Source organism: Sorangium sp. So ce887, from assembly GCF_051521455.1.
Classification (GTDB): domain Bacteria; phylum Myxococcota_A; class Polyangia; order Polyangiales; family Polyangiaceae; genus Sorangium.
On record NZ_CP150354.1, the window covers coordinates 4,773,901 to 4,800,190 of the forward strand.

Here is a 26,290-nt window from a genome sequence, read left to right on the forward strand (position 1 = left end):
TTGGCAACCGGTCGTGTGTTGCCTGTCTGCGAATTCTGCGCAGGGTCGACTATCGAGCGCGATCAAGCGTTGATCTTGGATTGGCTAGCGGTCGAACCACGGGGGGCGTGAACGCTCGAACCCGTGTTCCGTGCGCTGAATTTGTGCTTAACGAAAAGAGCTAAGTTATGAGAATCCGAGGAAGCCATATCTTCTTGTGTTCCTTCTCCCTCGCCGGTCTGCTGGCCATCGGCTGCGGCGGGGACAGCGCGAACGGGGGCAATACGGGATCCGGCGGCGCTGGCGCGGGCGCGGGCGCGGGCGCTGGCACCCCCTCCGGCAGCGGCGCTGGCAGCCCCGTCGGCAGCGGCGCTGGCAGCCCCGTCGGCAGCGGCGCTGGCAGCCCCGTCGGTAGCGGCGCTGGCAGCCCCGTCGGCAGCGGCGCTGGTACCCCGACGGGCTCGGGCGCCGGCGGCGGCACCACCAACCCGAACGGGGACCCCACGCCGGCCACCGATGACTCGCCGGCCGGTAAATTCCGGGTCAACCCCGATAACGGCCGCCTGACGGCCGACGGCACGGAGATCCAGGTTCGCGGCGGCAACTGGTTCGGGCTCGAGGGGCAGGACGATCTCGAGCGTCCCGGCGCCATGGAGCTCTTCATCGGGTCGATGTGGTGGGCGAATAGCTCCGCCCCGCGCACCATCGAGAAGACGATGCAGGAGCTCACGAGCTCCAATCTCAAGTTCAACACGATCCGGCTTCCCATCGCGCCGCAGACCCTGATCGCCGGCCACCCGGACGGCGACTACAGCGTCGAGACGCCCCGGATCAGGAACAACGACGAGACGGTCTACCCGTACGCCAACGCCCTCGAGGCGCTCGAGGACTTCCTCAAGCAGGCCTCCGCGAACAACCTGAACGTCATCGTGGGCATCCACTCCTGCTCGAACCACATCGGGTGGCGCAAGGGCAGGCTCGACGATAAGCCGCCGTACGTGGACAGCAGCCGCGAGAACTACGACTACAAGGCGGACGACTACAACTGCGCCACGGGCGAAGACGCCTACAACATGGACAAGTGGCTCGCGGACATCCGTACGATCGCGAAGCTGCCCGCGAAGCTCGGGATCAAGAACATCATCGGCATCGATTGCTTCAACGAGCCGTGGAAGTACAGCTGGCGCGAGTGGGCGGATATGGCCAAGGCCTGCTACGACGTCATCAAAGAAGAGAATGACGACATGGTCGCCATTGTCCAGGGCGTGTCGGGCAGCCACCAGATTCCGGGCACAACGGGCCTGGAGCTGGAGCCGGAGCCCCACGGCGATGAGAACCTCAACCCGAACTGGGGTGAGAACTTCTACGGGCAGACGGCCTACCCGATCCAGATCCCCAAGAATCGGCTCTGCTTCTCGCCCCACACCTACGGGCCTGCAGTGTTCGTTCAGAAGCAGCACGTCGATCCGTCGAAGGCCGGGTGCGAAGGGCTCGAGGACGAGGCGGCCGCCGCGGCCGGGTGCGGGCTGATCGTGGAGCGGAGCAACGCACAGGCTGTCGCGACCCTGGAAAAGCAGTGGGACGAGCACTTCGGGTTCCTGCACGACGAGAAGTTCTGCGTGATCACCGGCGAGTTCGGCGGCGTGAAGGACTGGCCGAAGAACGAGATGGACCCGGTGCTGGCCGAGCAGTGGGCGCACTTGCCTGCCGGCAAGCGCTACGACTGGGAGTGGCAGAACATGTACGTGGACTACCTGATCAAGAAGGGGATGACGGACTTCACCTACTGGTCCATCAACCCCGAGTCGGGTGATACGGGTGGCATCTACGAGCACGCGTACACCGATGCCGACAAGACGGGTTGGGGCACCTGGACGGGGCTCGACGCGGAGAAGGTCGCGATGCTGGCCCGCCTCAAGTAGACAGGGTCGCGGATCATGAAGACCGCCCGCAGGCCTGGACCTGCGGGCGGTTTTTCTTTGTGGCCAGCGACTGCGACGACGGGGTGGCCGGCGCTTCACGCCACGGCATCTCCGAGCGGCGCGAGCGCGGCCAGACGTCGCTCATTCATGAGGGCATACAAGCGCTTCCGGCGCGCTCGTGTCGTGCGTGCCCACGCCCGCGATGCGGTTGTCCTGCGGGTAGAAGAGCGCCTCGCCGTCTGTCGGACCCGACAGCCAGCATAGCTGCTGCACGGATCTCGACTGCCTCCCGCGCGAGGCGCTGCACCGCGCGACCTCGCCCCCGTAGATCGTGACGTTGCTGGCCTGGATCATGATACCAGGGTAGGCGCCCGACGCCGGACGCAAGGCGTTGTTGAAGACGAGCGGATTCGCCAGGATCACGGTCCCGATCCGGAGCGCGTTCGTGGGCAGCGACGTCCGCGACTGCAGGTGAACGCCGTAATACCCGTTGCCCCAGGACCAGAGATCGTGGAGCTCCACGTCGTTGCCCGCCTGGAGATGCACGCCATGGTACCCATTGTAAGCGGACTTGACCCTCTGGAGCACGATCCGCTCTGGGCGTTGCCTCAAGAGGGGGCTCGCCATGACGACGCCAGCGCCGCCGTTGTGATGAAAGTAGCTGTCCTGGACCACGACATTCGTGGGCACCGAGCCCGGGAGAGCAATCCTGCTGGGGACCTGGGCGGCGATCCACAAGCCGTGCCCACCGTAGACGGTCGTGGAGCCATCGCCAGGGTGAATCAGGCTATGGTGGACCTCGCAGTTCCGCACGGTCACATTCGCGGTGACGATCTTGATCCCGCCGGCTCCGATCGGGCCGTTGATGTTCTTGATCTCGCAGTTTTCCACGAGGATCGGGGGTGTGGCATGGTATCTGACGACCGATGCCAGGTAGATGCCACCCTTCGGTACGCCGTCCACGATCACGTTCCGGATCACGCCCCCGGACCCCATGGCAAAGCTGATTCCATCCAGGTTGGATGGCTTGCAGGAAGGCAGCTGAGGTGAGAGCGGCGCGTACCGCATGATGACGTTCTCCACCTCGCAGAACGAGCAGTTGTTGAGTTGAATCCCGCTGTTGGCCGTCTTTCTTGGCCCCTCCGTGAGCTCGATCTGCAGATTGCGGATCCGGAGCCCAGCGACTGCGTCGACCACGTGCCCGTTCGGCCTGACGGCCCTGCTGACCTGGATTGCCCCGGGGAACTGCTCCGGATTGCAGGGGATCGCCACCAGCGTCGCGGTCTCCGGATCGCCAGGGGCGGCGTCGGGAGACAGCTCAGGCCCCGCCAGGGTCAACGCGTTGTAATGAGGTCGCAGCGGAGTGCGCAGCACGTACCGCCCGGCGGGGAAGGCCACGGTGCGCCTGACGTTCCTCAGCGACGCTGCGCACTCGATGGCCCGCGCGATGCCCGGGCTGTCGTCGACGTTGCGGCTTCGGTCCACGGAGGGGTCGGCGGAGAAGGGCCATTCCGCCGGCCTTGTCAGGTAAGGCAGGACATCCACCACGCCGTCCGGGTCGACGGACCCCGCGAGGCAGCAGGTCGGCCCCTGGCACGCGTTCAGATCCTCGTGCAGTACGCGGGTGCCAGCGCATAGCTTGCTCTCGGGACAAAAATCTCCCGTGCAGAGCGGCGACTCGGTAGCGTAAGTGGGGCACGGCTCGAGGGTATCTTCGTCTGCCGTGAACGGCGGTTCGGTGTAGGGCGCATCGAGGCTGCAGAGATCGGGGTACGCGGCGCTCTCCTCCGCGGGAGGGTGGTAGCCCCAAGCAGCGCTGGAGCCGCCGGAGCTGGCCGGGGACACCACCGCCCCGGCTGGGGCGGAGATGAGCGCGAACAGGCCACACGTCCAGGTCCTTATGATCCAGCGCGTGAACGGCATGCGTTTTCCTGATATTTGATGAGGGTCACGTGGTTAAACTAAGATGTGACGAACGAGAGGCGGCCTGGCAAATCATTGTTGGATCGATGACAGAGGGATTTTCTGGTGCATCCCGACAGCGCTCGTGTTGGAGCTCTACGGCCTGTGTCCGGCATGAGCGGTGTTCCCGGGTGGGCACAACGAGGGCGGCGCGACGCAGCAGGCCAGTTGATACCGGAGAGCGCGTCATCGTGGAGATGAGTGGAGAACGGGCACCGGACGACGGTGGACCGCTCCTTCGTCGGGGATACTCTCGGCTTCGCGCGACGCCGGGGAGCAAGGGACGCACCACCAGCTCGGCCTGATGCACCGGACGGCCGACAACGCGGGCGCGTGGGCGTGTGAGCCCCGCCGGCCTTGCTCGGACGGTCCGCCTCGCCGGCGGGAACCCCGTCGTGGCGATCGCATGGAGTGCGTCCTCGCCTGCAAGTGCGCAGTCCGGCGCGCTCGGTCCGCAGTGCAGAGGGCCTATATCGGGCTGTGAGTCGATCGGGGTCGATGAGAAAGAATCGGTCATCGGCTCGATTCGCTGGGCGGGGGCGGGGAGACCCCGCTGGACACCCTGCCAGTTCCGTGAGAGAGTCGCGCGCTCGCCCCTTCTGGCCGCGTGCCGGCGCCGTCCTGACCCCAGAGGGACATGGGTGATGTCGCTTGAGTCTGCAAGGATCCAGCTGGAGGTCGTTCATGAAGCGGTTCATTTCATCTGCTCTGGCGCCGAGAGGTGCGTTCTGGCTCTCGACCGCGGCGCTCGCGTGCGCCCTCACGGCTGCGTGCGGCGACTCGGGCTCGAGCTCCCAGGAGGGCGGAGGCGGGGAGGGCGGGGGAGGTGGCGGCGCAAGCGCCTCCAGCGCAAGCAGCAGCTCGGGTTCTGACAGCACGAGCAGCGCCAGCGCCAGCACGAACGGCGCCAGCGCCAGCACGAGCGGCGCCAGCGCCAGCACGAGCGGCGCCAGCGCCAGCACGAGCGGCGCCAGCGCCAGCACGAGCGGCGCCAGCGCCAGCACGAGCGGCGCCAGCTCGGGCTCCAGCAGCGCGAGCTCCAGCGCCTCGGGCGGCGAGACGGGCGAGCTCCGGATTCTCCCGCTCGGCGACTCGATCACCGCGTCGAGCTGCTACCGAGCCTTGCTCTGGCAAAAGCTCACCGAGAACGGTCACGCGCAGTTCGACTTCGTGGGAAGTCAAACCAGCGATTCTGGCTGCAGCCCACCCGGCTATGATCGCGATAGCGAGGGGCACGGCGGCTATCTCGTGACGGATCTCGCCGGTGGCAAGTACAACGAGCTCAGGGCCTGGTGCGCTGCGAATCCGGCGGACATCGTGCTCCTGCACTTCGGCACGAACGACGCGTGGAACAACAAGCCTGTTCGGACCATCCTCGATGCTTTCTCCACCGTGGTCGACGAGCTCCGGAAGAACAACCCGAGCGTCGTGGTGCTCGTTGCCCAGATCATCCCGATGAACCCCATCAACACGTCGAGCTGCTCGACGTGCGCGTGCCCGGATTGCGGCGCTCGGGTCGAGGCGCTCAACGCGGAGATCCCGAGCTGGGCCTCGAGCAAGAGCACGTCGGCCTCCCCGGTCGTCGTCGTGGATCAGTGGACCGGCTTCAACGCCAACGCGGGTCAGGACACGAGCGATGGCGTTCACCCGAACGCGACCGGGGCCGCGAAGATGGCGAACGCGTGGTACGACGCCCTCGTCCCGTACTTCTGAGCGTTCCGACGCCTGTGAGCGTGCGAGCCGCTTCCCACCTGACGGCGCGGCGGGTTACCCTTCGCTCGTGCGCGTCCTGGAGGTGTCCTGCGCCCTGCCGCTCCTCGTGATTCTGGCGAGGTACGTGCAGGAGAAGCTCGGCACCGGCAGGATGGGCGAGATGCTCTTCGCCTGCCACGTCGCGGGCCTCGCCGTGGCGCTCGGCCTCCTCGCCGGGTCTGCGTGGCTCCTCGGGCCGGCGTTCGTCTTTTCTGTGGGCGTGGGCGTCCCCGCGTGGCTCATCGAGGTCATCGCCACCCGGAAGACCCCGCCCATCGCGGTCGCCGCGCACCTCTCGCCGCCCGCGGCAGCCGCGCTCCACCTCGCGCAGCACGGCCTGCCCGCGGGCAGCGCGCTCTCGGCCTGGGGCGCGTTCGTCGCGCTGCTGCTGCTGAGCTTCTTCGCGACCGACCCGGCGCTCAACGTGAACCTCGCCCACCGTCCGTCCAGAGAAATGGCGTACTTCGCGCCCACGCCCTGGTCGGCGCGCCTGCTGATGGCAGGCGCGTCGCTCGGCGCGCTGCTTGTGGCGGAGTGGGGCTCGGCGCGTGTCTTCGGCCGGGGTGTGGCGCCCCAGGCCTGGGGGTGATCATGCGCTTTCGTGATCGAGGGGTTTACCATTTCGCAGGGCGCGTCCGCTGCCCCTTTGCCGGGCTGGGTACGCGCGGCGATCACGAGGGCAACCGCCTGGCCCTCGACGATGATCGCTCCCAGGTCGATCTGGATACCGGGGCGCGGCGCATCGTTCTTTACAACGATCACCCCTACCCGCAGAAGACCGTCATCGGCGATGTCCTCTTCCTGGCCGAGGGCACCACGGCGAGCGGACGCAGATCCCCGTTCGGCGTGCACCTCAAGGTGTTCAAGAAGGGGCGCGTGTTCTCGTTCGATCTGCACCGGCACATGCGCGCGGGCGAGCCCCTGGTGACGGCCGATTTCGAGCCCTTCGAGGTGATCGTGAAGGACGCGGTCACCCGCGTCGTCGCGCTCACGCCCGACGAGGTGCGTGAGCTCTGCCTGCGCCCATCTCTCGCTCTGCGCGCGGTCAAGGCGATCATGGCCACGCGGGATCTACGCCCGGGCGCGCCGCAGGATCCGGCGCAGGCTGGCTATCGCGTCGCGGATCTGTCGGTGGGGTTCGGGGCGCTCGGGGTTCATCACGGCATCGTGCGGGCGCAGCTCGTGTCGCTCGACGGGGCGAACGCGCCGCTCATCCGCCGCGGATCGGTGCCGGAGATGCTGCGCGAGGGGGCGTGGGAGCTGTCGCTCACGGCGCTGTCGAAGCGGTGGCTCGACGCGGTGATCGCCCGCGATCTGTTCCTGTTCGGGCTGGAGGGCGTGTCGATCTTGCGGCGGGTGCGGGAGCGCGGGCTCACCGAGGGGGAGACGCTCTCGTTCCGGTTCGAGCAGGGCGGCGGCTGGGTGGTGCTGGGGGAGTCGAGGGAGGCGCTGCCCGAGGCGACCGACGTGGCGCGGGCCTATCTGGAGTTCCATCTGCTGGGCGGGCTCCTGGCGGAGCACGCGGAGGGGCGGCGGCAGGAATGACCGTCGCGACGGAGCGAGTGGGCCGGAATGGGCTTGTCGGTGGTGTGGCCTACCTGGGCGTGTCGGTCCAACCTGGGTTAGGTCGCGCCTCGCGGGGTCGCGCCTCGCGGCCACTTGACCCACGATGTTCGGCTTCGGGTGGAAATTTTATTCACGGCTGCAAGTAATGTGGCGCAACGCGGGATTCTCAACCCGCGGGATTCTCAACCCGGGTCGGGTCGCCCGGGTCGGGATTCTCAACCCGGGTCGGGTCGCCCCCCGACTTCGAGCGCGTATCGTGATCACTTCCAGGCTTGGCGGGAATTGTGGGTGCCGAGCTGCTGGCGTGCGTATCGCTGAGCGTGTGCGCTCCGGCTCGTGCCGCTGCCCATCGGCTCTGCCGCTTCAAGAAGCACCAACTCCAATCGCTCAACTTGCAAAAGTCCAATATGAACAAGAACCGTTCTTCTCGATGGCTGTGCGGCACGACGTGGATCGCGCTCGGGCTCGCGACTCTCTCTGGATGCTCCGATGGGGGTGATGGAGGCGACGGTGGCGCCGGCGGTACGGGGGGAGCGAGCAGCACCAGCACCAGCACCAGCATCAGCGGCAGCGGCAGCACTGGGACGGCGGCTACCAGCGGATCGACCACCAGCGGCACCGGAGGTCCGGGGACGACCAGCTCCTCGACGACCGGCGGTTCGGGCGAAGGCGGCGCCGGGTCGGGCGGTTCGGCCAGCGGAACCGGCGGAGGCGACGAGCCCCCCACCGGGAAGTTCGTCGGCAACATCACGACGAACCGCGCTGTGCGCGAAGGCTTCGCGAAGCACTGGAACCAGATCACGCCCGAGAACGAGGGCAAGTGGGGAGAGGTCGAGTCGTCCCGCGGCAACCGAGACTGGAGCAAGCTCGACGCGATCTACAAGTACGCGAAGGACAACAACATCATCTTCAAGCACCACGTCTTCGTGTGGGGCAGCCAGCAACCCGGCTGGATCGCGAACCTGTCGGCGACGGATCAGCAGGCGGCCGTGAAAGACTGGATGCGGACGTTCTGCGAGCGTTACCCCGACACGAAGTACATCGACGTCGTCAACGAGCCGCCGCCCCACACCACGCCCTCTTACAAGAACGGTATCGGCGGCGACGGGGCCAGCGGCTGGGACTGGATCGTCAACTCGTTCAAGTGGGCTCGCGAGTACTGCCCGAAGGCGGTCTTGATCCTCAACGACTACAACAACATCGAGTACCCGAACGATCACAACAACTTCATGAAGATCGCGAAGGCGGTGATCGACGCGGGCGCCCCGGTCGACGCTCTCGGCGCGCAGGCCCACGACGCGTTCAAGATCAACACCAACACCGTCAAGGGCTACATCGACGCGATGGCCAAGCTGGGCAAGCCCGTGTACATCACCGAGTACGACATCGGCATCGCGGACGACAACCAGCAGAAGAAGGTGATGGAGGAACAGTTCACGATGTTCTGGAATCACCCCTCAGTCCCCGGGATCACCTTGTGGGGTTACATCGTCGGCGCCACGTGGAGGGACAACACCGGCATCCAGCATTCGGACGGCAGGATGCGGCCGGCCATGAGCTGGCTGATGGAGTTCCTGGAGCGTGAGTGAGCTCACGCTGACGCGGTGAACCCGAGCGAGATCCCTCCGCGGAGGGATCTCGCTCGCGTCGGCACTTCGATGGTCACAGCGGGACTTCGATCACGTCCTCGCAGGTGAAGTCAACGCCCAGAGACACCTCGACCTCGGACTGGACCACGGCGCACGTGTCATCACAGAGCACGATCGCGGTCGGGTTCGCGGGGTCGTCGTAGCGCCATGTGCCCGCGGCCGCGCATGCCTGGTCATAGACGAGCGTCGTCGGGGTGCTGCTCACGGCGCTCGTGTATTTCACGTCGACCTTCTGCTTGTCGAACGACCTCCCATCGGGGGGCGGCGGGATCGGGATCGTGCACGAGACGGCAGCGCCGCGGATCTCGTTGATGGCCTCCTTGAACGCGGCTGAGGTCTGCGCAGCGTTGCCGGTGTCGATGATGAACGCCTCTCCTGTATTGCCCGCCGCCGCGATGTCGCGCAGGTTCTCGAGGCTCGCCGGCGCGTCCTCCACCGGCGGATTCTCGACCCCGATCACGAAGGTCGAGATGCCGCTGGCGCGCGCCGCCGCGACGCGCTCGACGACGGCCTCGACCGAGTTCGCCGGGCCGGTGCACAGCTCCGGATAGCCGTCGGTCACGAGCACGATCGCGTATTCCCCGGGGCTCTGCCGACGCTGCTCCTCGACGAACGCGGTCGTGCCCTCGATCACGAAGGCCGTCGGCGTGCCGATGCGCCAGGCGGCGATCGGAGGCACGACGGAATCCATCGCCTCGCCGAACGCCGGAGAGGGCAGCGGCGTCATCGCGACGTCCGGCGTCAAGTAGGTGTCGCCATTGCACATCCGCGCCGGGCCGGGGAACAACGTCATCGAGGCCCTGAGCCCGGTGGACCCGGGATCCTCGAAGAACTGCTTCGTCGCGGCGGAGATGGGATCCCACTTGAGCGACCGATCGCGCCAGGCCACGTCGTTCGACCCCATGCTGGCCGACACGTCGAACGCAAACGCAAGGTACACTTGCTGGAATCCCGCTTGGGACGTCTCGGTGGCGCACGCCTGCCCCGCGGCCGTCGAGCCGCCACTGCTGGCGCCGGTCGCACCTGAATCAGCGCCGGGCCCCGGAACGTCTCCTTCGCCGAAGCTGCCATCGTAGTCGCCGCCGGCGCCGGTGCCGGTGCCGGTGCCGGTGCCGTTCTGCGAGCCGCCGCCGCCCGCGGTGCCCTCCGGAGCCCCGCTGCAGGCGGCGCTGGCCAAATTCACCATTGACAAGGCAATGGCCATCGTAGGCAATCTCATAAGTCGACTCCTCTTCGAGCGCGTGTCAGGCGCGGTACGCCGGCACGACGCACATAGAAACGAGAGGCCACCTGAGGCGGAATTTTTTAGAGCCGCGCCTCGCTGAAACCCCGTGATCGGCGAGGAGTATAATCGATGACGCTGCTCTTTGCGCGGTATACGGTCCGAAAAGCGGCCGCATCATAGTGGGACCATCACGGCGCAATGCGGCGAGCGTACAAGGTACTTGTAGTCCACCCGGGCCGTACGCGCTGGATGACCGATAGGGCCGTGGCGATCCGCCCTCGTGGGAAGGCGACGCTCTATCAATAATCAATCTACGCATCGAGGGCACGATCCGACCGAGGTTGACGTAGCTGAGGTAGCTCAGTATTGGGAGGGCCGGCTACGCCGGAGGGCCCAGTCCGGTCGGGGCACGCGACAGCGAGACGAGCAGGAGCCGGCGCCGACGTCGGCGCGCCGTCGTGGGAGTGTGCGTTTGCGTACCGGCAGGCGAGCCCGGCTCGACCGGCCGACCCGGGCTGCGTTGGGGGCTAATCGCAGGTGTTGGCGCGCGTGTTCACCAGCGTGAGATTGCTGAAGGTGCTGTTCGTGGCGCAGGGATTTTCGTTGACGGCGGTGTTCGTGAGCGTGAGGTTCTGAATCGTGATGTCGGAGGAGTTCGCGAACTCGTCGCGTGCGGCGAGCCGGATGTCGCCGCCGCCGGTGACGGTCCCGGACTCAGCGGCGACGTTCACGTTGTGACAGTTCTCGATCAGGATCGAGTTACTGCCCGTGTCGGCGACGTCGATGCGGTCGATCGTGAAGCCCCCGCTCTCGGACACGCAGAAGATCCCGCGCCCGCCGCCGCGGGCGATGACCTCGCCGACGCGGATGTTGGTGGGGTAGCTGCTGCCGATGCGTCCTGCGCGGTTGGCGAGGCGGAACGCCGCGTAGCCGGTGCCCGCGCCCGCGTTCACGGCGTCGACCGTCCCGATCTCGGCGTTGACCGTGTCGTTCAGGAGGAGACCACATTCCCCGGTGTCGCGCGCGATGACGGTGCCGATGCGGAGGCCGTCGACGCCGTAGGTCTCCACGCCGTGTGAGCTGGTCCCCTCGGCGTACACATGGTCGATGTCGATGTTCGTCACCTTGTCGGCGCGGTCCGAGCGACCATGATTGTCGATCCGGATCCCGAGGCCGCTCGAGACGCGCAGCTCGACGTGGCCGAGGCGCAGGTTCTCGACGTCGCGGAAGAACATGGCGTAGAGCGGGGTGCCGCTGATCGTGACGTTCGGGATCTCGATGTCGGTCCGGCCGCGCGCATAGAGGGGTGCCATGTCGCCGGACCCGCTGCCGGTGACGTCGATCGTGCCGCAGATGTTGAGCACGGTGTAGCTGGGGACGCTCAGTCGCGAGCTCGCGCTCATGGTTCCCGAGCCCTGAACCAGGACGCTCTCCTTGCTGGTACGGCCGGAGCTGAGGCTATCGAGCGCCGCCTGGATCGCGGATCGCATGTCATCACCGCTGTAGACGTTACGGCTGCCGTTCTGCGCGACCCAGCTGGATCCCGATCTCGTCGCCACGGCGTTGTAGCCGCTCGCGTCCCCATCGCAGGGATACGCCGCATCGCCACCGCCGCTGCCGCCGGCTCCCGCTCCACCGGTGCCCGTTTCGCCAGCACCCGCTCCACCGGTGCCCGCATCGCCAGCGCCCGCTCCACCGGTGCCCGCTTCGCCAGCCCCCGACCCTCCGGTGCCCGTTCCGCCCGAGGCGTCGAATCCACCCGAACCAGGCGCGCCAGCTCCCGATGTGCCGCCGATCGTGACTCCCCCGCCCGCGCCCGAGCCCCCGCTCGAGGTCGCGCCCGTCGAGGCCGAGCTGTCATCGTCTCCCTCGGGGTCGCTGCCAGCGCCCGATCCGCAGCCTGCTGCCACGAGCAGCCCGACGAGGGTTGACATCACCGAAATTGTGCGTGTTCGAGTGTTCATCATCGGCTCCGAACGGTGAGAGGGACCTGCGGTCCCCTGGTCGACGCTCGCGCTGGGGCTTGACGCCCGGGCCCCTGATGGGCAGCGCTGAGCGACTATAGACCTACGGTCACCGTGACGGTGTCGACGTGAGGACGAGCGCCAATGTCAGCTCGTGGTTCAGCGTGCCCGCTGCCTGCGCGCCGGCGGCGGCGGCCAGGATCGCGCTCTGCGCGGGCGTCGTCAGGTCTCCTGCGGCGTAGATCCCGGGCCGCGAGGTCTGCTTGTGGCCGTCGACGACGACGAATCCCTGATCATCCAGCGTGAGCCCCAGCGCGCCGACGAGCGGCCCTTGTCGCTGCGGTGGCCTGGCGAAGAGCACATCTCGATGGACCTCTGCGCCTCCTTCGAGCTGCACGGCCGCGAGGTGTCCTTGGCGCGCGCGGAGCCCGGCGAGGCGCCGCTCTTCGATGCGCACCTGCGCCCGATCGAGCTTCCGACGCGCCTCGTCGGGAACTGCGAACGCGCCGTCGGTGAAGGCGACAACGTCGCCCGTCCACCCCTTCAAGAACATCGACCACTCCAGCCACTCGGCTGCGGGCACGAGATAGCCGAACGCGCTGCCGCGCACCTCCCAGGCGTGGCAGTACGGACACTGGAAGACGCTCCGGCCCCAGAGCTCACGGTACCCCGGAAGGGAGGGGAGCTCGTCGACCATTCCAGTGCAGAGGAGGACGCGGCGGGCTTCCACGGAGCCCGCTGAGGTCCTCACGACGAACCGCCCTGCATCGCCGTCGATGCCCTCGACCCGCACGTCGCGCGCGTCGACCGAGTCGTAGGGCGCGAGCTGCTCACGCGCGATGCGGCGAAATTCGGACGGCGGCGTTCCATCGCGCGTGGCGAAGCCGTGGACGAGGGCCGCCGCGGCGTTGCGGGGGGGACCGGCGTCGCACAGAAGGACGCGCTTCCGGGCTCGACCGAGGGTGAGCGCTGCGGACAGGCCCGCGGGCCCTCCTCCCACGATCACGACGTCATACGGCATGAGTTCTCTCCTTTGCACTGGTGTAACAACGGGGTTGGGCACAGCGGTCGAAGCGCGGGAGCATCCAAGCGCGAGGAGCGCCAGACCGAGAGGTGCGCCCGTCTCGAGCCATTCGCGGCGGGTCAGCTCAACGCTCATGTCGGGATCCTCATCGAGCCAGGATGTAGCTTCCGACGCCCGCCCTCGTAAGAGGCGGTGTTTCGGCAGGATGGGCGGTTCTTTCGATGCGCGATGGCACGAGGGGCGTGAGCGGGAAAGGGGGGCTTCTTCCGTGATGGCTCGGAAGGTGCATCCGGTCACAGTCCGCCGTCGTCACGCGATGGGGGGGCATGCCGTACCGCCGCTTGCCCCCCGGAACTCGTCACCTGCTCGCGCTCGCGCTCGCGTTCACGTTCGTCGCGACGCTCGCCGCTCCCGCCGCTCCCGCTCACGCCGAGACCTGCACCTCGACCGAGCGCAAGGCGCTTCCCGACGCGCTGCCGATGCGCGACTTCGCCACGCGCCTCGGCGCACGCATCGACGCGTGCGCCACGGAGGCGCGCCGCCCTGATGCGGAGCGCTTCTGCGCGGAGCACAGGATCGAATGCAGCGCCGCGCGTGTCCGCGACTTCGTGCGCGTCCGGACGCTGTTCGAGATGACGCGCGACGGTGGCCCCTTTCGGTTGCGCTGGAGCATCACGGATCGCGACCCGACCGCCAGGCACATCTGGGCCGCGTGGAGGCAGAAGCCGCCGCTGGCGTCGTCAGATGCATCCTCGGCGACCGCGGAGTGCGACGAGCTCTCTGCGCTCTTCGCGGGGCTCGCGCGCCGGCTCGACGTCCGAGGCGTCGGCCTTTTCTGGCCGACGAGCAATCACACGATCGCCGCGTGGGACGTGACGCCGGCAGTACGCGTGCTGGTCCCGACGTCGCAGATCTTCCTCGCGTGCGACGCGACGTTCGACCGAACCACGTTCTTGCCGTCGAAGCAGCGTGTCGTCTACGAGCTCCGTGCGACCGACGTGCCCGACGCGGTCCCCGTACCGCGAGCGTTGGCGACGTTCCTGCTCGATCAGATCGCGCATTACGCGGGCGCGTCGCTCGACGTGCTCGCGATGCTCCGGACGCACCGGGCGCTGCGCTTCGACTCGAGCGTCCCCGCAGCATGCGGCGCCGACGCCGCCGCGGCGGCGAAGTCGCTTCGCGCGCGGCCGCTCTCCCCATCGGACCGCCGGGCGCTCATGCGCTACGGGTCGACGGAGCTCGGGCTCGCCGCACCATCGGTCGAGGAGACGCTCGAGCGGCTCGCGCGGTAGCACCTCGGACGGGCGGCTTCGCCCCGCGAACCCAACCTCGCGAACCCAACCTCGCGAACCCAACCTCGGTCGGCGCAGCGCCGCGCCGCAGCCGCGCAGCGCGGCGCGGCGCGGCGCGAACCCAACCTCGGTCGGCGCCGGTCCCGGTCGGCGCAACCTCGGTCGGGGGAGGGCCAACCTCGGCGCGGCGCGAACCCAACCTCGGTTGGCGCAGCCTCGGTCCGGGGGGGCAACCTCGGTCGGGGGTATACGTGCCCCAGGTTGGCAGCGCAGCGCAGCGCCGCAGGGCGGGTTGGGGCAGCGCCGGGTACATAGGACGAGCGTGGCGGGCACTGGCGGAAATCGGCCGCCGCCACCCGCCCCGCGGGGCAAGTCCTTGAAATAATTGCCACTGACTCGCGGCACGGCGCTTGTTTCTGCGCTCCGGCCATGAGCCAGCCTCGTGAGATCGCTCCCGGCGCGACGTACCTGCTGACCCGTCGGGTCCTTCGGCGGCACTTTCTGTTGCGGCCCGATGTGGCCATCAACCAGCTGTTGATCTACGCCCTCGCAGTCTCGGCCCGCCGCTTCGGCGTCGAAGTTCACGCGCTTTGCGCGATGTCGACGCACCTGCACCTCATTGTGACCGATGTGCAGGGCGTGCTGCCGCGCTTCCTGCAGTTCTTTCATCGCCTGGTCGCGCTGGGCACGAAGGTGCTGCGCAAGTGGGAAGGGCCAGTATGGGACCACGAGGCCACGAGCGTGGTACGGCTCGCGACGCCGGCGGCGGTGGTGGAGAAGATGGCCTACGTGCTCGCGAACCCAGTGGCCGCTGGCCTGGTCCGGCATGCGAGGGAATGGCCGGGCGTCAAGGTGGACGTGGGGGAGCTCGGCCGAGGGGCGCTGCACGCGAGGCGCCCCTCGGCGTATCTCGACCCGGAGAATCCGCAGTGGGTCGAGGACGCGACGCTGCCGCTGGCGCTGCCGCCAGGCATCGAACAGGAGAGCGCGGAGGGCTTTCGGCAGCAGGTCGCTGCCGAGCTCGAGCGTCAGGAAGCGCAGGCCCGTGCGGAGGTGGAGCGGCGAGGGCTGCGCGTCTTGGGCGCCGAGCGGGTCAGCAAGGTCTCCCCCTACGACCGAGCGAAGAGCTCCGAGGGACTGCGCGAGCGCAATCCGACCTTCGCCGTCGGCCATGAGCAGGGTGAGGCATGGCGAACCGCTGCGGCCGCTGTGCGAGCGTTTCGCGCGTCATACCGCGCCGCGCTCGGACGATGGTGCGTCGGCGTGCGCAGCGTCATTTTCCCGGCGGGGACGTGGTGGATGCGCACGTTTCATGGCGCCAGCGTGACGGATGTGGCGCTCGCAGTGTAGAGCGGCCCACGGGAGCGCGACAGCGAGGCGGACGGGAGCAGGCCATGGCTTCGACGCGTCGTTGGGAGGGAATGTACGTTTGGATGCGGCGGAGCGAGTGGCGCATCCTTGAGGCAGGATGCGAGATTGAATGCGCATCCGTCATGTCGCGCCGGGAGCGCATGAAGCGGCGCGAAGGTAAGGCCGTCGGAGGCGCTGCTGGGCCGAATGGGCCGGATAGAATTGTTTTGTACCGGATGACGGACGTGGATTGATGGGGCAGCCCGGGTTCGTCGATTCGGCGATCGATCAACCGGGCGACCGGCCAACCCGGGTCCGTTGATCTTCAACCCGGGTCCGTTGATCTTCAACCCGGGTCCGTTGATCTTCAACCCGGGTCCGTTGATCTTCAACCCGGGTCCGTTGATCTTTGCGACCACCGCCATTGCTTTTCCAGATAAAACGGAGCATGTTCCGGGGGCTACGGGCGGACAGCAAGGCTCTCCCACGACGGCGCGGCAGCCGGTCGGCTCTCGAACCAGCCGCAAGCGGCCGTACGCGGTGGAGCGGAGATTCCGATGACGATCCACTGCGAGGCAGAGAGTCCAGGCGAGCTCGTCCAGTATCTTCATGTTAGCGGGCACACATTTCACGTCGACGTCCCGGAGGCGGCCGGGAGGCGCGACTTTGGGCTGGGACCGCACGACTACTTCGACGCGGCGCTCGCCGCGTGCAAGACGCTGACGGCGACGCTGTACGCGGAGCAGAAGGGGATCGCGCTTGAGCGCGTCGAGGCCCACGTCGAGCGCGACGATAACGAGGAGCGCCGTGGGAAGTCTGTGCTCAAGATCCGCCTCGCGTCTCACGGCCCGCTGGCGGAGGCCGCTCGGTCGCGGCTCCACGCCATGGTCGCTCGCTGCCTGATCCACAAGCTGATGACCACGGCGGACGTGGTGATCGAGACCGCACACCTTGAGGGCTCCTCTGGAGCCAGCGTCGATCCGGGGGAGCCGTGAGAACCAGGAGATCTCGATGAGCCGATATCCCGACAAGGAGCCGGAGTGCCTGTACGCAGACAGCTCGGTCATCGAGCTCGTGATCGAATCGCGCCCGCGGGATCTGGGCGGCTTCGCGGTGCGACGCACGCTCCCATCGACGCAGCGAAGGCAGGTCGGGCCGTTTCTTTTCTTCGATCACATGGGGCCGGTCGATTTCGGGCCGGGTCAGGGGATCGACGTTCGACCGCACCCGCACATCGCGCTCGCGACCATCACCTATCTCCTTGACGGGGAGTTCGTGCATCGCGACAGCGTCGGCTCGGAGCAGCCGATCCGGCCGGGCGACGTGAACTGGATGGTCGCGGGGCGCGGCGTGGTCCACTCGGAGCGGACGGCGCCCGAGGTGCGGGCGCGCGGCGCACGGATGCACGGGATCCAGACGTGGGTCGCGCTCCCGCAGCGTGACGAGGAGATCGAGCCGCGCTTCGAGCATCACCCGCGCCTGACGATGCCCGTCGTGAGCCGCCACGGCGCGGAGCTGCACGTCATCGCCGGGACCGCGTACGGCGCGGAGGCGCCCACAGGGGTCCTGTCGCCGACGCTCTACGTGCATGCGCAGCTCGACGCCAGCGCGACGCTGCCGATCGACGACGAGCACGAGGAGCGCGCCATCTACGTGATTGACGGGGCCATCGACTGCGACGGCAAGCGCTTCGGCGAGGGCGCGATGGTCGTGATCCGTCCGCGCGCGCACGTCGCCGTGCAGGCCATCAGCAAGACGAACCTCATGCTCATCGGCGGCGCCCCGCTCGACGGACCGCGCCACATCTACTGGAATTTTGTGGCAAGCTCGAAGGAACGCATCGAGCGAGCGAAGGCCGACTGGCGCGAGGGCCGTTTCCCCAAGATCCCCGGCGATGACACCGAGTTCATCCCCCTCCCGGAGGGCGGCTGACGTGAGCATGCGGCCGGCTCCGGGATCACGGGGATACGAGCTGGCGGCGTCCTTGGCCGCCTTTTCGATGGCCTTGGCCTCGTTTCGGTCGCCGCACCACTCGCGCAGCCAGGCCCACGAAGAGGTGGTACGCTCCGCCGATGAGCCACGATGATCTCGGCCCCATGCCGATCCGGTTCATGCGGCATGCGGGCTCCGGCGACACCACGCTACCGATGCGGCGCCCGGCGGTCCACACCTACGTCGCCCTCGCCCTGCACGTCGGAGGCCGTATGCGGGTCGAGCATCGCGGCGAATTCGAGCTGCGGGCCGGACATCTCCACCTCATTCCCGCAGGCGACGCGCACCGCGTCCTGTCCGCGAGCCGCCCGGATGTGTGGGGGATCGGCTTCTGCCGGACGTGTCTCGACCCGGCGCGCTATGGCGGCCTGCTCGCCCCGCTCGACCGCGTCCGCCACGGGGCATCTCCTGTGGTCGAGCTGCCGGGGGCGCGGCAGGCGTACGTGCTCGATCTGCTCCGGGAGCTCGAGCGCGAGCAGCAAGCTGCGGTCGCGCTGCCGGTCGTCGCCGAGAGCCTGCTCGCCCTGGTGCTCGCGGAGGTCGTGCGCGCGAGCGGCACTGCCCGGGCCGCCCCGACGCCGCGTCCTTCGATCGTGGCCGAGGCTCTGGCCGTGATCGAGGCCCGGTGCCTCGGACCGCTCTCCTTGAAGGAGGTCGCGGCGGCGGTGCGCCGGACGCCTGCCCACGTCACGACCGCGGTCAAGCAGGCCACTGGGCGCACGGTGGTCGCGTGGATCGTGGAGGGACGTCTGGCCGAGGCGCGGCGCAGGCTTCTCGCGACCGACGAGTATGTCGACGTGATCTCCGAGCGCGTCGGCTATGCCGACCCGAGCCACTTCGTGCGGCTGTTCCGGCGCCACCACGGCGTCACCCCCGCCGCCTGGCGTGCCCAGCACCGCCGACCTCAGCTGACCCGGGTTGAGCGAGCCAGCGACGCATCCAGGTAGCAATCCGACCCAGCAATCCGACCCAGGTTCGGGTTGGTTGCTCCCAACCTGGGTCGGGTTGAGCTTCTTCTAACCTGGGTCGGGTCGCAGGGACCCAGCCTGAGTCGGGTCGCAGCGCAGGGCCCCCAACCTGGGCCGGGTCGCAGCGCAGGGCCCCCAACCTGGGTCGGGTTGGGCTGGGCAGCGGCCGCGCCCGCGCCACTGACGTGCAGCCGCAACTTAGCCGCGAGGTGGACGCAGATCCTGGTAACATCTGCTCAATGCAAGAAGAGAGAAAGGAAGCAGCTGAGCCCATCCATCTCGCGCCTTTGCCGATGTCGCTCCGCTGGGAGCCGCCGCCGAAGAGCTGGAGCGCCGGGGACGGATCGAGCCTGACGATCACGGCAGGCAGCAAGACCGACCTGTTCATCGATCCGGAAGGCACGGCCGAGGCGCTGACCGCGCCGCGCTTGCTCGGCACCCCGCAGGGGGACTTCATCGTCAGCGCCCGGGTGACCGTCGGCTTCTCGGCGGTCTACGACGCTGGCGTGCTGCTCCTCTGGGCGCACGAGCGCGCGTGGGCCAAGCTCTGCTTCGAGCTCTCGCCGCAACGCGAGCCGACGATCGTCTCCGTCGTCACACGCGGCCTGTCGGACGACTGCAACGCGTTCGCCGTCGGCAGCGACCACGTCTGGTTGCGCGTGGCGCGGCTCGGTCGAGCCTACGCGTTTCACGCCTCCGTCGACGGGACGGCGTGGCGGCTCATCCGCTATTTCGCCTTCGACAGCGCCGGGGACGCCGCTGTCGGCTTCTCGGCGCAGTCGCCGACGGGCGGTGAATGTACGGCGGTCTTCGAGGATATCCGCTTCGCGCCGCGGAGGCTCGGCGATATCCGCAGCGGAGAGTGACGCCGCGAGCGCCGGCGCCATGGCCCCTGGTCAGCCCGCCGTCGACCGGCTTTCGCATGCGCTCGCGCACATGTCGTCAACGGCGCATCACGCGCTGGCGCGCGCGGCTTCCCCACACCCGCGGAGGACCGGGGCGCATGAGGGGTACCGCGTCTTCGGCGCAGCGCGCGGCGGCCCTCACCGGGTCGTGAGCGCCAGCCATCGGCAGCCGTCGGCGCGTGCTGCAAAGGTGCACCTCGCGACGCTGTACGTGTGGGTTTGCAGGTACCCATGCGCGACCGATCCCGGGTGTTCGCGATTCAAAGGCCACCGCGTTCGCGATACGCTGCGGACATGTCCCGGCCTCTCGCCTCAGGTCGTCCCTCTTTGGGCACACTCACCGGTTTGGGACACGGGGGCGGTACGAAGGTCACGGGCGTGCTGCAGCCGCCCGCTCTGGGTCAACAGCCCGATGCCCCGGCGACGGACGTCGCGCGCGACGCTGCCACGCTCAGCGAGCAGGCGGTGCCGTCGTCGCAGCTGCGTCCCGCCGCTCCGCGCGGCGCCGGACAGGACGAGACCCGAGCGGTGCTCCGGCCAGACCGCATCGTCGCCGGACGGTACAAGCTCGTGCATCCGCTCGGCCACGGCGCCATGGGCGAGGTCTGGCGCGCACACGACCGCGTCCGGCGCTTCGATGTCGCGCTCAAATTCCTCGTGCTTCCTCGCCAGAACCTGGCCATCGACTTCATGGAGCGCTTCCGCTTCGAGGCGCAGGTCGCGGCGCAGCTCGGGCGGAAGACCGACCTCATCGTTACCGTGCACGACGCCGGCGAGGATCCTGAGACAGGCCCGTACCTCGTCATGGAGTACGTGCGCGGCCGGTCCCTCCGGCAGTTGATCCAGGAGCGAGGGCCGGTGCCGGCGGTCGAGCTCGCTGCGCTCCTCTGCCAGATCGGAGAGGCCCTCTCGGTGGCGCACGGCCTCGGGATCGTGCATCGCGACATCAAGCCATCGAACATCCTGCTCCGCAACGGACGCGACGGCCGCCTGCGGGCCAAGGTCGCCGACTTCGGGATCGCCAAGTGGATCCGCCAGGATCTGGCGGCCGACTTCCCCCGCCAGACCGCCGAGGGCGTGGTGCTGGGCACGCCGGCCTACCTCAGCCCCGAGCACACGTGCGACGGGCACGCGGATCCGCAGCTCGACATGTGGGCCCTCGCGGTGGTCGCGCACGTGGCGCTCACCGGTCAGCAGCCCTTCGCCGGCCGCAACATCGCCGATGTGCTCGCCTCCATCCTCTCCAGCGGGCGACCCCCGCTGTCGACGCTGTCCCCGGGGGCGCCGCCGCAGCTGGAGAGCTGGTTCGCGCGCGCCTTCGCCCTGGATCCTGCAGAGCGATTCCCGTCCATCAAGCCGATGATCGCCTCCTTCGTTGCCGCGGTCGGGGCGCCGGACGCGCCTGGCACGCTGGCGCTTGCTGCGCCGGCGCTCGCTGCGCCGCCGCGGCGGACCAGGGTGCACCTCGCGGCGGCTGGCCTCTTCGTCGCGCTCGGGCTGGGGATGGCGATCGCGGCCGCGCTGCCCCGGCACCGTCCAGAGGGCACCTCCGCCGCGCTGCGGGCGGTCGGCGACGAGGTGCGCGCCGTGGTCCGCCACGCTCCCGCGGCGCAGACGCCGAGGGCGCCCCCGGCGAGCGCGCGCTCGACGGTCCCGACGGCCGGACCCACGGCAGCGCCGCTCGCGACGACGGCGCCCCTGACAGCGCCGCTCCCCGCCACGACGCCGGTGGAGCCCGCGCCGCGGCTCGCCGCGACGCCGCCGGAGCCTGCGCCGCGACCCGCCGCGGCGCGTCCCGTCCGCGCGTCCGAGGCGCCGCGGAGCACGGGCGGAGCGCCCCCGCGACAACGCTCGACCGACGCAGGTGTGCGGAAAAGCGCGATTTTCTGAGCAGCGACGGCGAGCCATCCCGCTCGTCGGCCTGAAGTCGAGCGCGCCCGAGGTGCTGGTATCGACGTTCTTGAAGGACACGATCCTGCCGCGCCATGCCGCAACCTGGGTCGGGGCATCGCCAACCTGGGTCGGGGCATCGCCAACCTGGGTCGGGGCATCGCCAACCTGGGTCGGGGCATCGCCAACCTGGGTCGGGGCATCGCCAACCTGGGTCGGGTCATCGCCAACCTGGGTCGGCTATCCCGCCAACCTGGGTCGGGTCATCGGGGTCGGGTCATCGCCCCAGGTTGGGTCCGGCCACGCTTTGGCCCACGACGAGCGCCGGTGCGCTCAGCGCGGTCGCGTCCGTCATGCCGGCCTGGACGCGCGCGTAGATGCCGCACGCCTCGCCGGCGATGAGGTAAATGCCGTAATTGACCGACTCCCGCCGCTCGTTCTCCAGGGCCGCGAAGTACCGCTGCGCGATCCACCGGCCCTCGCGGGCCTTGGCCAGAGAAGCGCGCCAGACGTCGTCGGACGTGTGGCGCCCGAGGATCACCTCTTCCCCCTCGGCGCCGTAATCGCTCTTCAGGACCCAGTCCTCGCGCTGCGCGCGGAGCAGCTCGGGGTGCACCGTCTCCAGCCGCGACGTCACCGGCACGTGGCGCTGGATCACCGACTGCGCCTGCGGCGAGAAGCGGTGGAGGTGCTCCCACATGAACGCCATCGAGCGCTTGTTCTGCGGCAGCACCGCGCCGAGCGGGTTCAGGATCGCGGCGCGCCCGTCGGCCGCCGCCGAGAGCACGGCGCCGAGCGGGCCGGCGAGCGGCTCGGCGTCGGGGATCTGCTCGTCGGTCCACACGCTCGATCGCTCCCCCCACCAGTCCGTCTTGTAATGGCGGAGCAGGATCGAGAACGGGACGTCGAACAGGGACAGGCCCCGATCGTCGTGACCGAGGTTGTACGGCGAGCCGAGGAATACCGCGTAACCGCGCTCCTCGAGCCAGCACCGGTAAAGGCGGATCACCGAGAGATCCTCGGTGAACTCCGTGGGATAAACGAAGCCGAGGCGCCGCGTCGCGGCCTCGCCGAGGAGCGCGCGGGCGACCTCGTCCACCATCGCGCAGAACCGGGCGCCGAGCTCGCGGTTGGGGTCGAGCGCGCCCGGGTGGTCCGCCGCCGCGAGCGCGCTCAGCACGACCGCCTCCGCCTCGCCCGTCGGCGTGTCGCAGTTCAGCTCGGCGATCGCGGGGCCCTCGTCCGTCAGGAAGACGTCGGCGCGCGCGATGCCGTGCCACAGCGGCTGCGACGAGAGCCACATCGCCTTCTGGCAGGGCGTCAGACAGAAGAAGTCGTCGAGCAGCGACGGCTCGTCCGCGACGAGCAGGCACAGCTCGTTGTACACCGCCGCGACCTCCTCGGCGGCCCGGTACAGGGCGCGCTGCTCCGCCGCCGTGACGAGCACCGGCTCCTCGCGGAAGCGCGGCGCGCCGTCGATCCAGGGGTCGGTGATGAGGCCTGTCTCGACGATCCTGGCGGCGAAGGCGTCGTAGGCCCGGACAGCGTCGCTCATAGGAGGCGCGCGATGGCGATCGAGGTCGCGAGGTAGGTCGCCGCCTCGAGGGCGCCCATGCCCTCGTTGCGGTCGGCCGCGATGCCCGCGTCGAGGCGGCCGCCGCGCAGCGCGAGCGGCGCGCCGAGCAGCAGGCTCTGCACGAGGAGCTGCCGGACAGGGTAGAGCGCGAACAGATAGAGCAGCACGCCGCCATAGCCCTTCAACGAGACGAAGAGGCCCTCGAAGTCGCCCTCGAGCGCCCGCGCGATGATGATCGCCACGGCGATCGAGACGCCGGCGTAGCTCAGCGCGGCGGCGAGGTTCTCGCCCTGGATCTGCTCGGCGTCGTCGTAGGTGGTGAGCGCCCGGAAGAGGGTGATGAACACGTGCAGCGTGATCTGCGCGAGCAGGAAGAAGCCGAGAGAGATCGCGAGATCGCCGAGATCCTTGCCCGCTATCGCGCGCGAGGTGATGAGCCCGGTCGCCACGTAGTGCGCGCCCGCCGCGAGCCCCGCGGCCGCGTTGCCGCGCTCGATTTCGGCCGGGAGCCGCGCCTTGAGCAGGAGCCGGATCCCGAGCTGGCCGGTCGCGATCACGAGGAGCAGGCCCACGACCGCGAACGCGCTCACCCAGAGCAGATCGCGCGCGAAGCCCGACCCGTCGAGGCAGTTCTTGACGGCGTTCGCGGCGACGAGGAACACCGCGAGGACCTGGCCCACCGTGAGCAGCCGGCGCGCGACGTTGCTCTCCGTGAGATCGCGGGCGACCGTGTGCGCCGGCGAGAAGATCCTCTGCCCGATGCGCAGGAGGGCGAGCAGAGCGAGCGTCGTGCCCAGCCCGAACCCCATGACGTAGGACAGATCCATGGGACGCACGCTACAGAACGCGCAGCGCCGTCACAAGCCCCAGCGCGCGCCGCGAAAGGCCCGCGCGAGGCGCTTTCCGGCCCGCGGGTTTGCGGGGCGGCCCGCCCTTTGTGATATGGGTAGGTCCACCGGCCGGCGACGGCCCGGCTTCCGCGACGGACCATGGTCGAACCTCCTTGCGACTCCGGCACTCAGGGCATCCAGGGCATCTTCGCGCGGCCCTATATCGACCTCGAGCCGTACCTCGATCTCGCCCCGCTCGGCGAGATCCACGAGGAGATCTGCCTCGGGCTCACGCAGGTGCCGATCGATTACACGGGCGGCAGCCACCGCACGATGGGCATCATGCCGCCGTCGCGCCTCGGCGAGGCGCTCGGCGACTACGGCGAGGTGATCCGCGGCCTCAAGGACGAGGAGTTCGCCACGTTCCAGCGCCTCTCGGACGACCCCTCGGCCATCGACCGCTCGACGCGCGACGCCCTCGAGTTCGGCGAGGAGCGCGACATCCCGCTCTCGCGGCGGCAGATGCTCTGGCTCAAGTTCCGCCATGGGGTCTACTTCCCCTGGAAGGTCTATGTCGAGCTGATCCCGAACCGCCTCTGGAGCGACAAGAGCCGGAGCGAAGGCAAGGACTTCACCCGGCTCGCGCGGTCGTTCTTCCCGAAGACGATCGACTACGTGAAGCGCTTGCCGTTCTCGTCGATCGGGCGCTGCAACATCATGGGTCTCGAGGCGAACGATCACGGCACGGTGCACCGCGACGGGGACGGCGTGGCAGGGGAGGGGCAGAGCGTCGAGCGCGAGCCCGATCACTTCATCACCCTCTGTCCCGCGGGCAACAAGCGCCTGTTCCTGTGGGACGAGCGGGCGCGGCGGAGGACGCCTGTCGCCGGCCGGGCTTACTGGTTCAACGATCACGATTACCATGGTGTCGAGGCGGATCCGTTCTTCAGGTACTCGGTGCGCATCGACGGCACGTTCACCCCGGAGCTCATCGAGGCGCTCCGGCGCGACCACGGCCGGGCGCCGGGGGCCGCCGCGCGGGCGGCTGACGCGGGCGCGCCGCGCGACGCCGGGGAGGCCGCCGCGTGAGCCGGCTGGACGAGCCGTTCGAGCGGGCCGAGGTGCTCGACAAGCCGGGAATCGTCGGCGCGCGCTGGTGGCACAAGGGCCTCACCGAGGCGCCGAAGGACGCCTCGCGGAGGAGCGCCATCATGGTCGCGCTCGGCGTGGTCGGGCTCGCCGGGTTCGCGGCGGCGATCGCCGTGGCCGCCGACGGGTGCTCCGACGACGAGCACGAGGTCCAGAGGAAGCGGGCGCTCGACATGCAGCGGACCTTCGGCTGGAGCTTCGGCGCCGCGCAGGAGAGCGTGACGTTCGACGGCGAGTCGAAGAAGCCGTTCGACCAGGCGGCGATCGCGAGGATGGCGACGGACCTCAGGCCCGGAGACGAGGCCCTGCGCGCCTACTACGTGCCCGCGCTGTTCGAGTCGCCCTCCGCCGTGCCCACGCTCGTCGCTCAGGGAGATCCGGCGCCGATCACGCCGCTCGGCAACGTGCTCCGGCCGATCTTCACGGCGGCGATGGAGCGCGCCTACCGGAGCGGCAAGGCGCTCGCGTCGCTGCTCCTCGCCGCCCGGACGGCCAGCGGCCTGCGCCGGGACATCGCGGTCATCGTGGATCTGGACGGCCCCGAGTCGGTGGCCTTCGCCGCCGGCGCGGCGGAGGCGTTCGATCCGGTGTTCACCTTCGACAACTGGCCGCACCCGCGCGGCGTCGTCAAGGCGCACCAGACGCTCGCCGCGGCGGCGTACTATCAGCCGCTCTTCGCCCGCCCGCACCCCGGCCCGCGCGCGACGATGTTCGTCCTCGATCGCCAGCGGCTCTCGCCGTATTCGGACGACGCGACGCAGTTCGACAACCGGCATGTCGCGCGGCTGCCGTCCGCCGACGCGCTCTGGGACCGCGGGGTCCGACATGTGCTGTACGTCGTGCCCACGGAGGCGGATACGACCGAGTCCGACGATCTCAACGACGATCTCGTGGCCTACCGGATGCGCCAGCTCCGCGTGGGCATGATGGCCGCGAGCGCCTTCGCGCCTGACCTGACGGAGGCGAAGCCCGCGGACGCCACCGAGGACTGGCCTCCGTACTACTACGGTGGCAGCGCAAGGTCGCACGGCTGGTTCTGGGTGGACTATCCGTGGGGGCCGCCCCCCAAGCCGGCGCCGGTCGAGCCCGCCGTGCGGCGGCCGGGCAGGAGCTATGCGCCGGCGGCGCGCGCGACGCCGTTCTCGACCAGCAGCGCCGCAGGCGCGACGCCGCCGAGCCCGGACGGGTTCGGGACGGTGCCCGTCGTCGTGGCGCTCGGCACCGGCGCGATCCTCGGGGCGGCGCTCAGCCGGAGCGGCTCGTGGAACCGGGCCTCGGGCGGGTACGGAGGCTAG

General features: G+C 69.2%; 20 protein-coding genes. 14 read left to right on the forward strand and 6 right to left on the reverse strand.

The genetic code is table 11. The features are described from left to right. Nucleotides 1–194 precede the first annotated feature (194 nt). The gene (locus WMF36_RS17700) at nucleotides 195–1,901 is read left to right on the forward strand and encodes a glycoside hydrolase family 5 protein (RefSeq protein ID WP_437580784.1); all 1,707 of its coding nucleotides are present in this window, start codon (nucleotides 195–197) and stop codon (nucleotides 1,899–1,901) included. 141 nt (nucleotides 1,902–2,042) lie between these two features. Here WMF36_RS17700 and WMF36_RS17705 read toward each other — a convergent pair whose 3' ends face one another. Then, entirely contained in the window at nucleotides 2,043–3,386 is a 1,344-nt protein-coding gene (locus WMF36_RS17705) for a right-handed parallel beta-helix repeat-containing protein (protein WP_437580785.1), read from the reverse strand. A 1,161-nt stretch (nucleotides 3,387–4,547) separates the two neighbouring features. Between WMF36_RS17705 and WMF36_RS17710 the strand changes: the two genes are divergently transcribed. From WMF36_RS17710 to WMF36_RS17725, 4 genes are all read left to right on the forward strand, one after another. Then, entirely contained in the window at nucleotides 4,548–5,576 is a 1,029-nt protein-coding gene (locus tag WMF36_RS17710) for an SGNH/GDSL hydrolase family protein (protein WP_437580786.1), read from the forward strand. Between the two features lie 67 nt (nucleotides 5,577–5,643). Next, nucleotides 5,644–6,204, forward strand: coding sequence for a hypothetical protein (locus WMF36_RS17715; protein ID WP_437580787.1), 561 nt, complete (start codon nucleotides 5,644–5,646; stop codon nucleotides 6,202–6,204). Between the two features lie 2 nt (nucleotides 6,205–6,206). Beyond that, nucleotides 6,207–7,160: a hypothetical protein gene (locus WMF36_RS17720; RefSeq protein ID WP_437580788.1), complete on the forward strand. Its 954-nt coding sequence runs from the start codon at nucleotides 6,207–6,209 to the stop codon at nucleotides 7,158–7,160. A gap of 413 nt (nucleotides 7,161–7,573) precedes the next feature. Continuing rightward, the gene (locus WMF36_RS17725) at nucleotides 7,574–8,770 is read left to right on the forward strand and encodes an endo-1,4-beta-xylanase (protein WP_437580789.1); all 1,197 of its coding nucleotides are present in this window, start codon (nucleotides 7,574–7,576) and stop codon (nucleotides 8,768–8,770) included. 73 nt (nucleotides 8,771–8,843) lie between these two features. Here the strand turns inward: WMF36_RS17725 and WMF36_RS17730 are convergent, their stop codons facing one another. The 3 genes from WMF36_RS17730 to WMF36_RS17740 all read right to left on the reverse strand — a co-directional run bounded on the left by WMF36_RS17730 (nucleotide 8,844) and on the right by WMF36_RS17740 (nucleotide 13,040). After that, entirely contained in the window at nucleotides 8,844–10,016 is a 1,173-nt protein-coding gene (locus tag WMF36_RS17730; RefSeq protein ID WP_437580790.1) for a vWA domain-containing protein, read from the reverse strand. A 566-nt stretch (nucleotides 10,017–10,582) separates the two neighbouring features. Then, nucleotides 10,583–11,545: a hypothetical protein gene (locus WMF36_RS17735; RefSeq protein ID WP_437580791.1), complete on the reverse strand. Its 963-nt coding sequence runs from the start codon at nucleotides 11,543–11,545 to the stop codon at nucleotides 10,583–10,585. A gap of 583 nt (nucleotides 11,546–12,128) precedes the next feature. Next, complete coding sequence (locus WMF36_RS17740) at nucleotides 12,129–13,040, reverse strand: NAD(P)/FAD-dependent oxidoreductase (RefSeq protein ID WP_437580792.1); 912 nt, start codon at nucleotides 13,038–13,040, stop codon at nucleotides 12,129–12,131. A gap of 329 nt (nucleotides 13,041–13,369) precedes the next feature. Here WMF36_RS17740 and WMF36_RS17745 point away from each other — a divergent pair, with 329 nt between their 5' ends. From WMF36_RS17745 to WMF36_RS17775, 7 genes are all read left to right on the forward strand, one after another. Further along, nucleotides 13,370–14,335, forward strand: coding sequence for a hypothetical protein (locus WMF36_RS17745; protein WP_437580793.1), 966 nt, complete (start codon nucleotides 13,370–13,372; stop codon nucleotides 14,333–14,335). Between the two features lie 429 nt (nucleotides 14,336–14,764). Continuing rightward, nucleotides 14,765–15,685, forward strand: coding sequence for a transposase (locus tag WMF36_RS17750; protein ID WP_437580794.1), 921 nt, complete (start codon nucleotides 14,765–14,767; stop codon nucleotides 15,683–15,685). A gap of 557 nt (nucleotides 15,686–16,242) precedes the next feature. Beyond that, on the forward strand, nucleotides 16,243–16,680 hold the full coding sequence (locus tag WMF36_RS17755; RefSeq protein ID WP_437580795.1) for an OsmC family protein: 438 nt from the start codon (nucleotides 16,243–16,245) through the stop codon (nucleotides 16,678–16,680). 16 nt (nucleotides 16,681–16,696) lie between these two features. Further along, nucleotides 16,697–17,617: a pirin family protein gene (locus tag WMF36_RS17760; protein ID WP_437580796.1), complete on the forward strand. Its 921-nt coding sequence runs from the start codon at nucleotides 16,697–16,699 to the stop codon at nucleotides 17,615–17,617. Nucleotides 17,618–17,757: 140 nt separating this feature from the next. After that, nucleotides 17,758–18,624: a helix-turn-helix domain-containing protein gene (locus WMF36_RS17765; RefSeq protein WP_437580797.1), complete on the forward strand. Its 867-nt coding sequence runs from the start codon at nucleotides 17,758–17,760 to the stop codon at nucleotides 18,622–18,624. A 260-nt stretch (nucleotides 18,625–18,884) separates the two neighbouring features. Further along, nucleotides 18,885–19,511: a DUF1349 domain-containing protein gene (locus tag WMF36_RS17770; RefSeq protein WP_437580798.1), complete on the forward strand. Its 627-nt coding sequence runs from the start codon at nucleotides 18,885–18,887 to the stop codon at nucleotides 19,509–19,511. A gap of 417 nt (nucleotides 19,512–19,928) precedes the next feature. Next, on the forward strand, nucleotides 19,929–21,440 hold the full coding sequence (locus WMF36_RS17775; RefSeq protein ID WP_437580799.1) for a protein kinase domain-containing protein: 1,512 nt from the start codon (nucleotides 19,929–19,931) through the stop codon (nucleotides 21,438–21,440). Nucleotides 21,441–21,717: 277 nt separating this feature from the next. On the opposite strand, the gene WMF36_RS17780 is transcribed toward WMF36_RS17775, so the two are convergent. Further along, nucleotides 21,718–22,995 carry a glutathionylspermidine synthase family protein gene (locus WMF36_RS17780; RefSeq protein WP_437580800.1) on the reverse strand — a complete coding sequence of 426 codons (1,278 nt, stop codon included), beginning with the start codon at nucleotides 22,993–22,995 and terminating at the stop codon, nucleotides 21,718–21,720. Next, nucleotides 22,992–23,843 (reverse strand): DUF350 domain-containing protein, encoded by an 852-nt coding sequence (locus tag WMF36_RS17785; RefSeq protein ID WP_437492216.1) that lies wholly within the window; start codon nucleotides 23,841–23,843, stop codon nucleotides 22,992–22,994. The genes WMF36_RS17780 and WMF36_RS17785 overlap by 4 nt, the downstream gene beginning before the upstream one ends. Nucleotides 23,844–24,005: 162 nt before the next feature. Between WMF36_RS17785 and WMF36_RS17790 the strand changes: the two genes are divergently transcribed. After that, a complete protein-coding gene (locus WMF36_RS17790; RefSeq protein ID WP_437580801.1) occupies nucleotides 24,006–24,935 on the forward strand; it encodes a hypothetical protein in 930 nt (309 codons plus the stop codon). Beyond that, on the forward strand, nucleotides 24,932–26,290 hold the full coding sequence (locus tag WMF36_RS17795; protein WP_437580802.1) for a hypothetical protein: 1,359 nt from the start codon (nucleotides 24,932–24,934) through the stop codon (nucleotides 26,288–26,290). The genes WMF36_RS17790 and WMF36_RS17795 overlap by 4 nt, the downstream gene beginning before the upstream one ends.

Coding starts and splice junctions, on each gene's coding strand:
- WMF36_RS17710 (WP_437580786.1), top strand. CDS start 4,548: ATGAAGCGGTTCATTTCATCTGCTCTGGCGCCGAGAGGTGCGTTCTGG.
- WMF36_RS17720 (WP_437580788.1), top strand. CDS start 6,207: ATGCGCTTTCGTGATCGAGGGGTTTACCATTTCGCAGGGCGCGTCCGC.
- WMF36_RS17730 (WP_437580790.1), bottom strand. CDS start 10,016: ATGGTGAATTTGGCCAGCGCCGCCTGCAGCGGGGCTCCGGAGGGCACC.
- WMF36_RS17735 (WP_437580791.1), bottom strand. CDS start 11,545: ATGCGATCCGCGATCCAGGCGGCGCTCGATAGCCTCAGCTCCGGCCGT.
- WMF36_RS17740 (WP_437580792.1), bottom strand. CDS start 13,040: ATGCCGTATGACGTCGTGATCGTGGGAGGAGGGCCCGCGGGCCTGTCC.
- WMF36_RS17745 (WP_437580793.1), top strand. CDS start 13,370: ATGCCGTACCGCCGCTTGCCCCCCGGAACTCGTCACCTGCTCGCGCTC.
- WMF36_RS17750 (WP_437580794.1), top strand. CDS start 14,765: ATGAGCCAGCCTCGTGAGATCGCTCCCGGCGCGACGTACCTGCTGACC.
- WMF36_RS17755 (WP_437580795.1), top strand. CDS start 16,243: ATGACGATCCACTGCGAGGCAGAGAGTCCAGGCGAGCTCGTCCAGTAT.
- WMF36_RS17760 (WP_437580796.1), top strand. CDS start 16,697: ATGAGCCGATATCCCGACAAGGAGCCGGAGTGCCTGTACGCAGACAGC.
- WMF36_RS17765 (WP_437580797.1), top strand. CDS start 17,758: ATGAGCCACGATGATCTCGGCCCCATGCCGATCCGGTTCATGCGGCAT.
- WMF36_RS17770 (WP_437580798.1), top strand. CDS start 18,885: ATGCAAGAAGAGAGAAAGGAAGCAGCTGAGCCCATCCATCTCGCGCCT.
- WMF36_RS17780 (WP_437580800.1), bottom strand. CDS start 22,995: ATGAGCGACGCTGTCCGGGCCTACGACGCCTTCGCCGCCAGGATCGTC.
- WMF36_RS17785 (WP_437492216.1), bottom strand. CDS start 23,843: ATGGATCTGTCCTACGTCATGGGGTTCGGGCTGGGCACGACGCTCGCT.
- WMF36_RS17790 (WP_437580801.1), top strand. CDS start 24,006: ATGGTCGAACCTCCTTGCGACTCCGGCACTCAGGGCATCCAGGGCATC.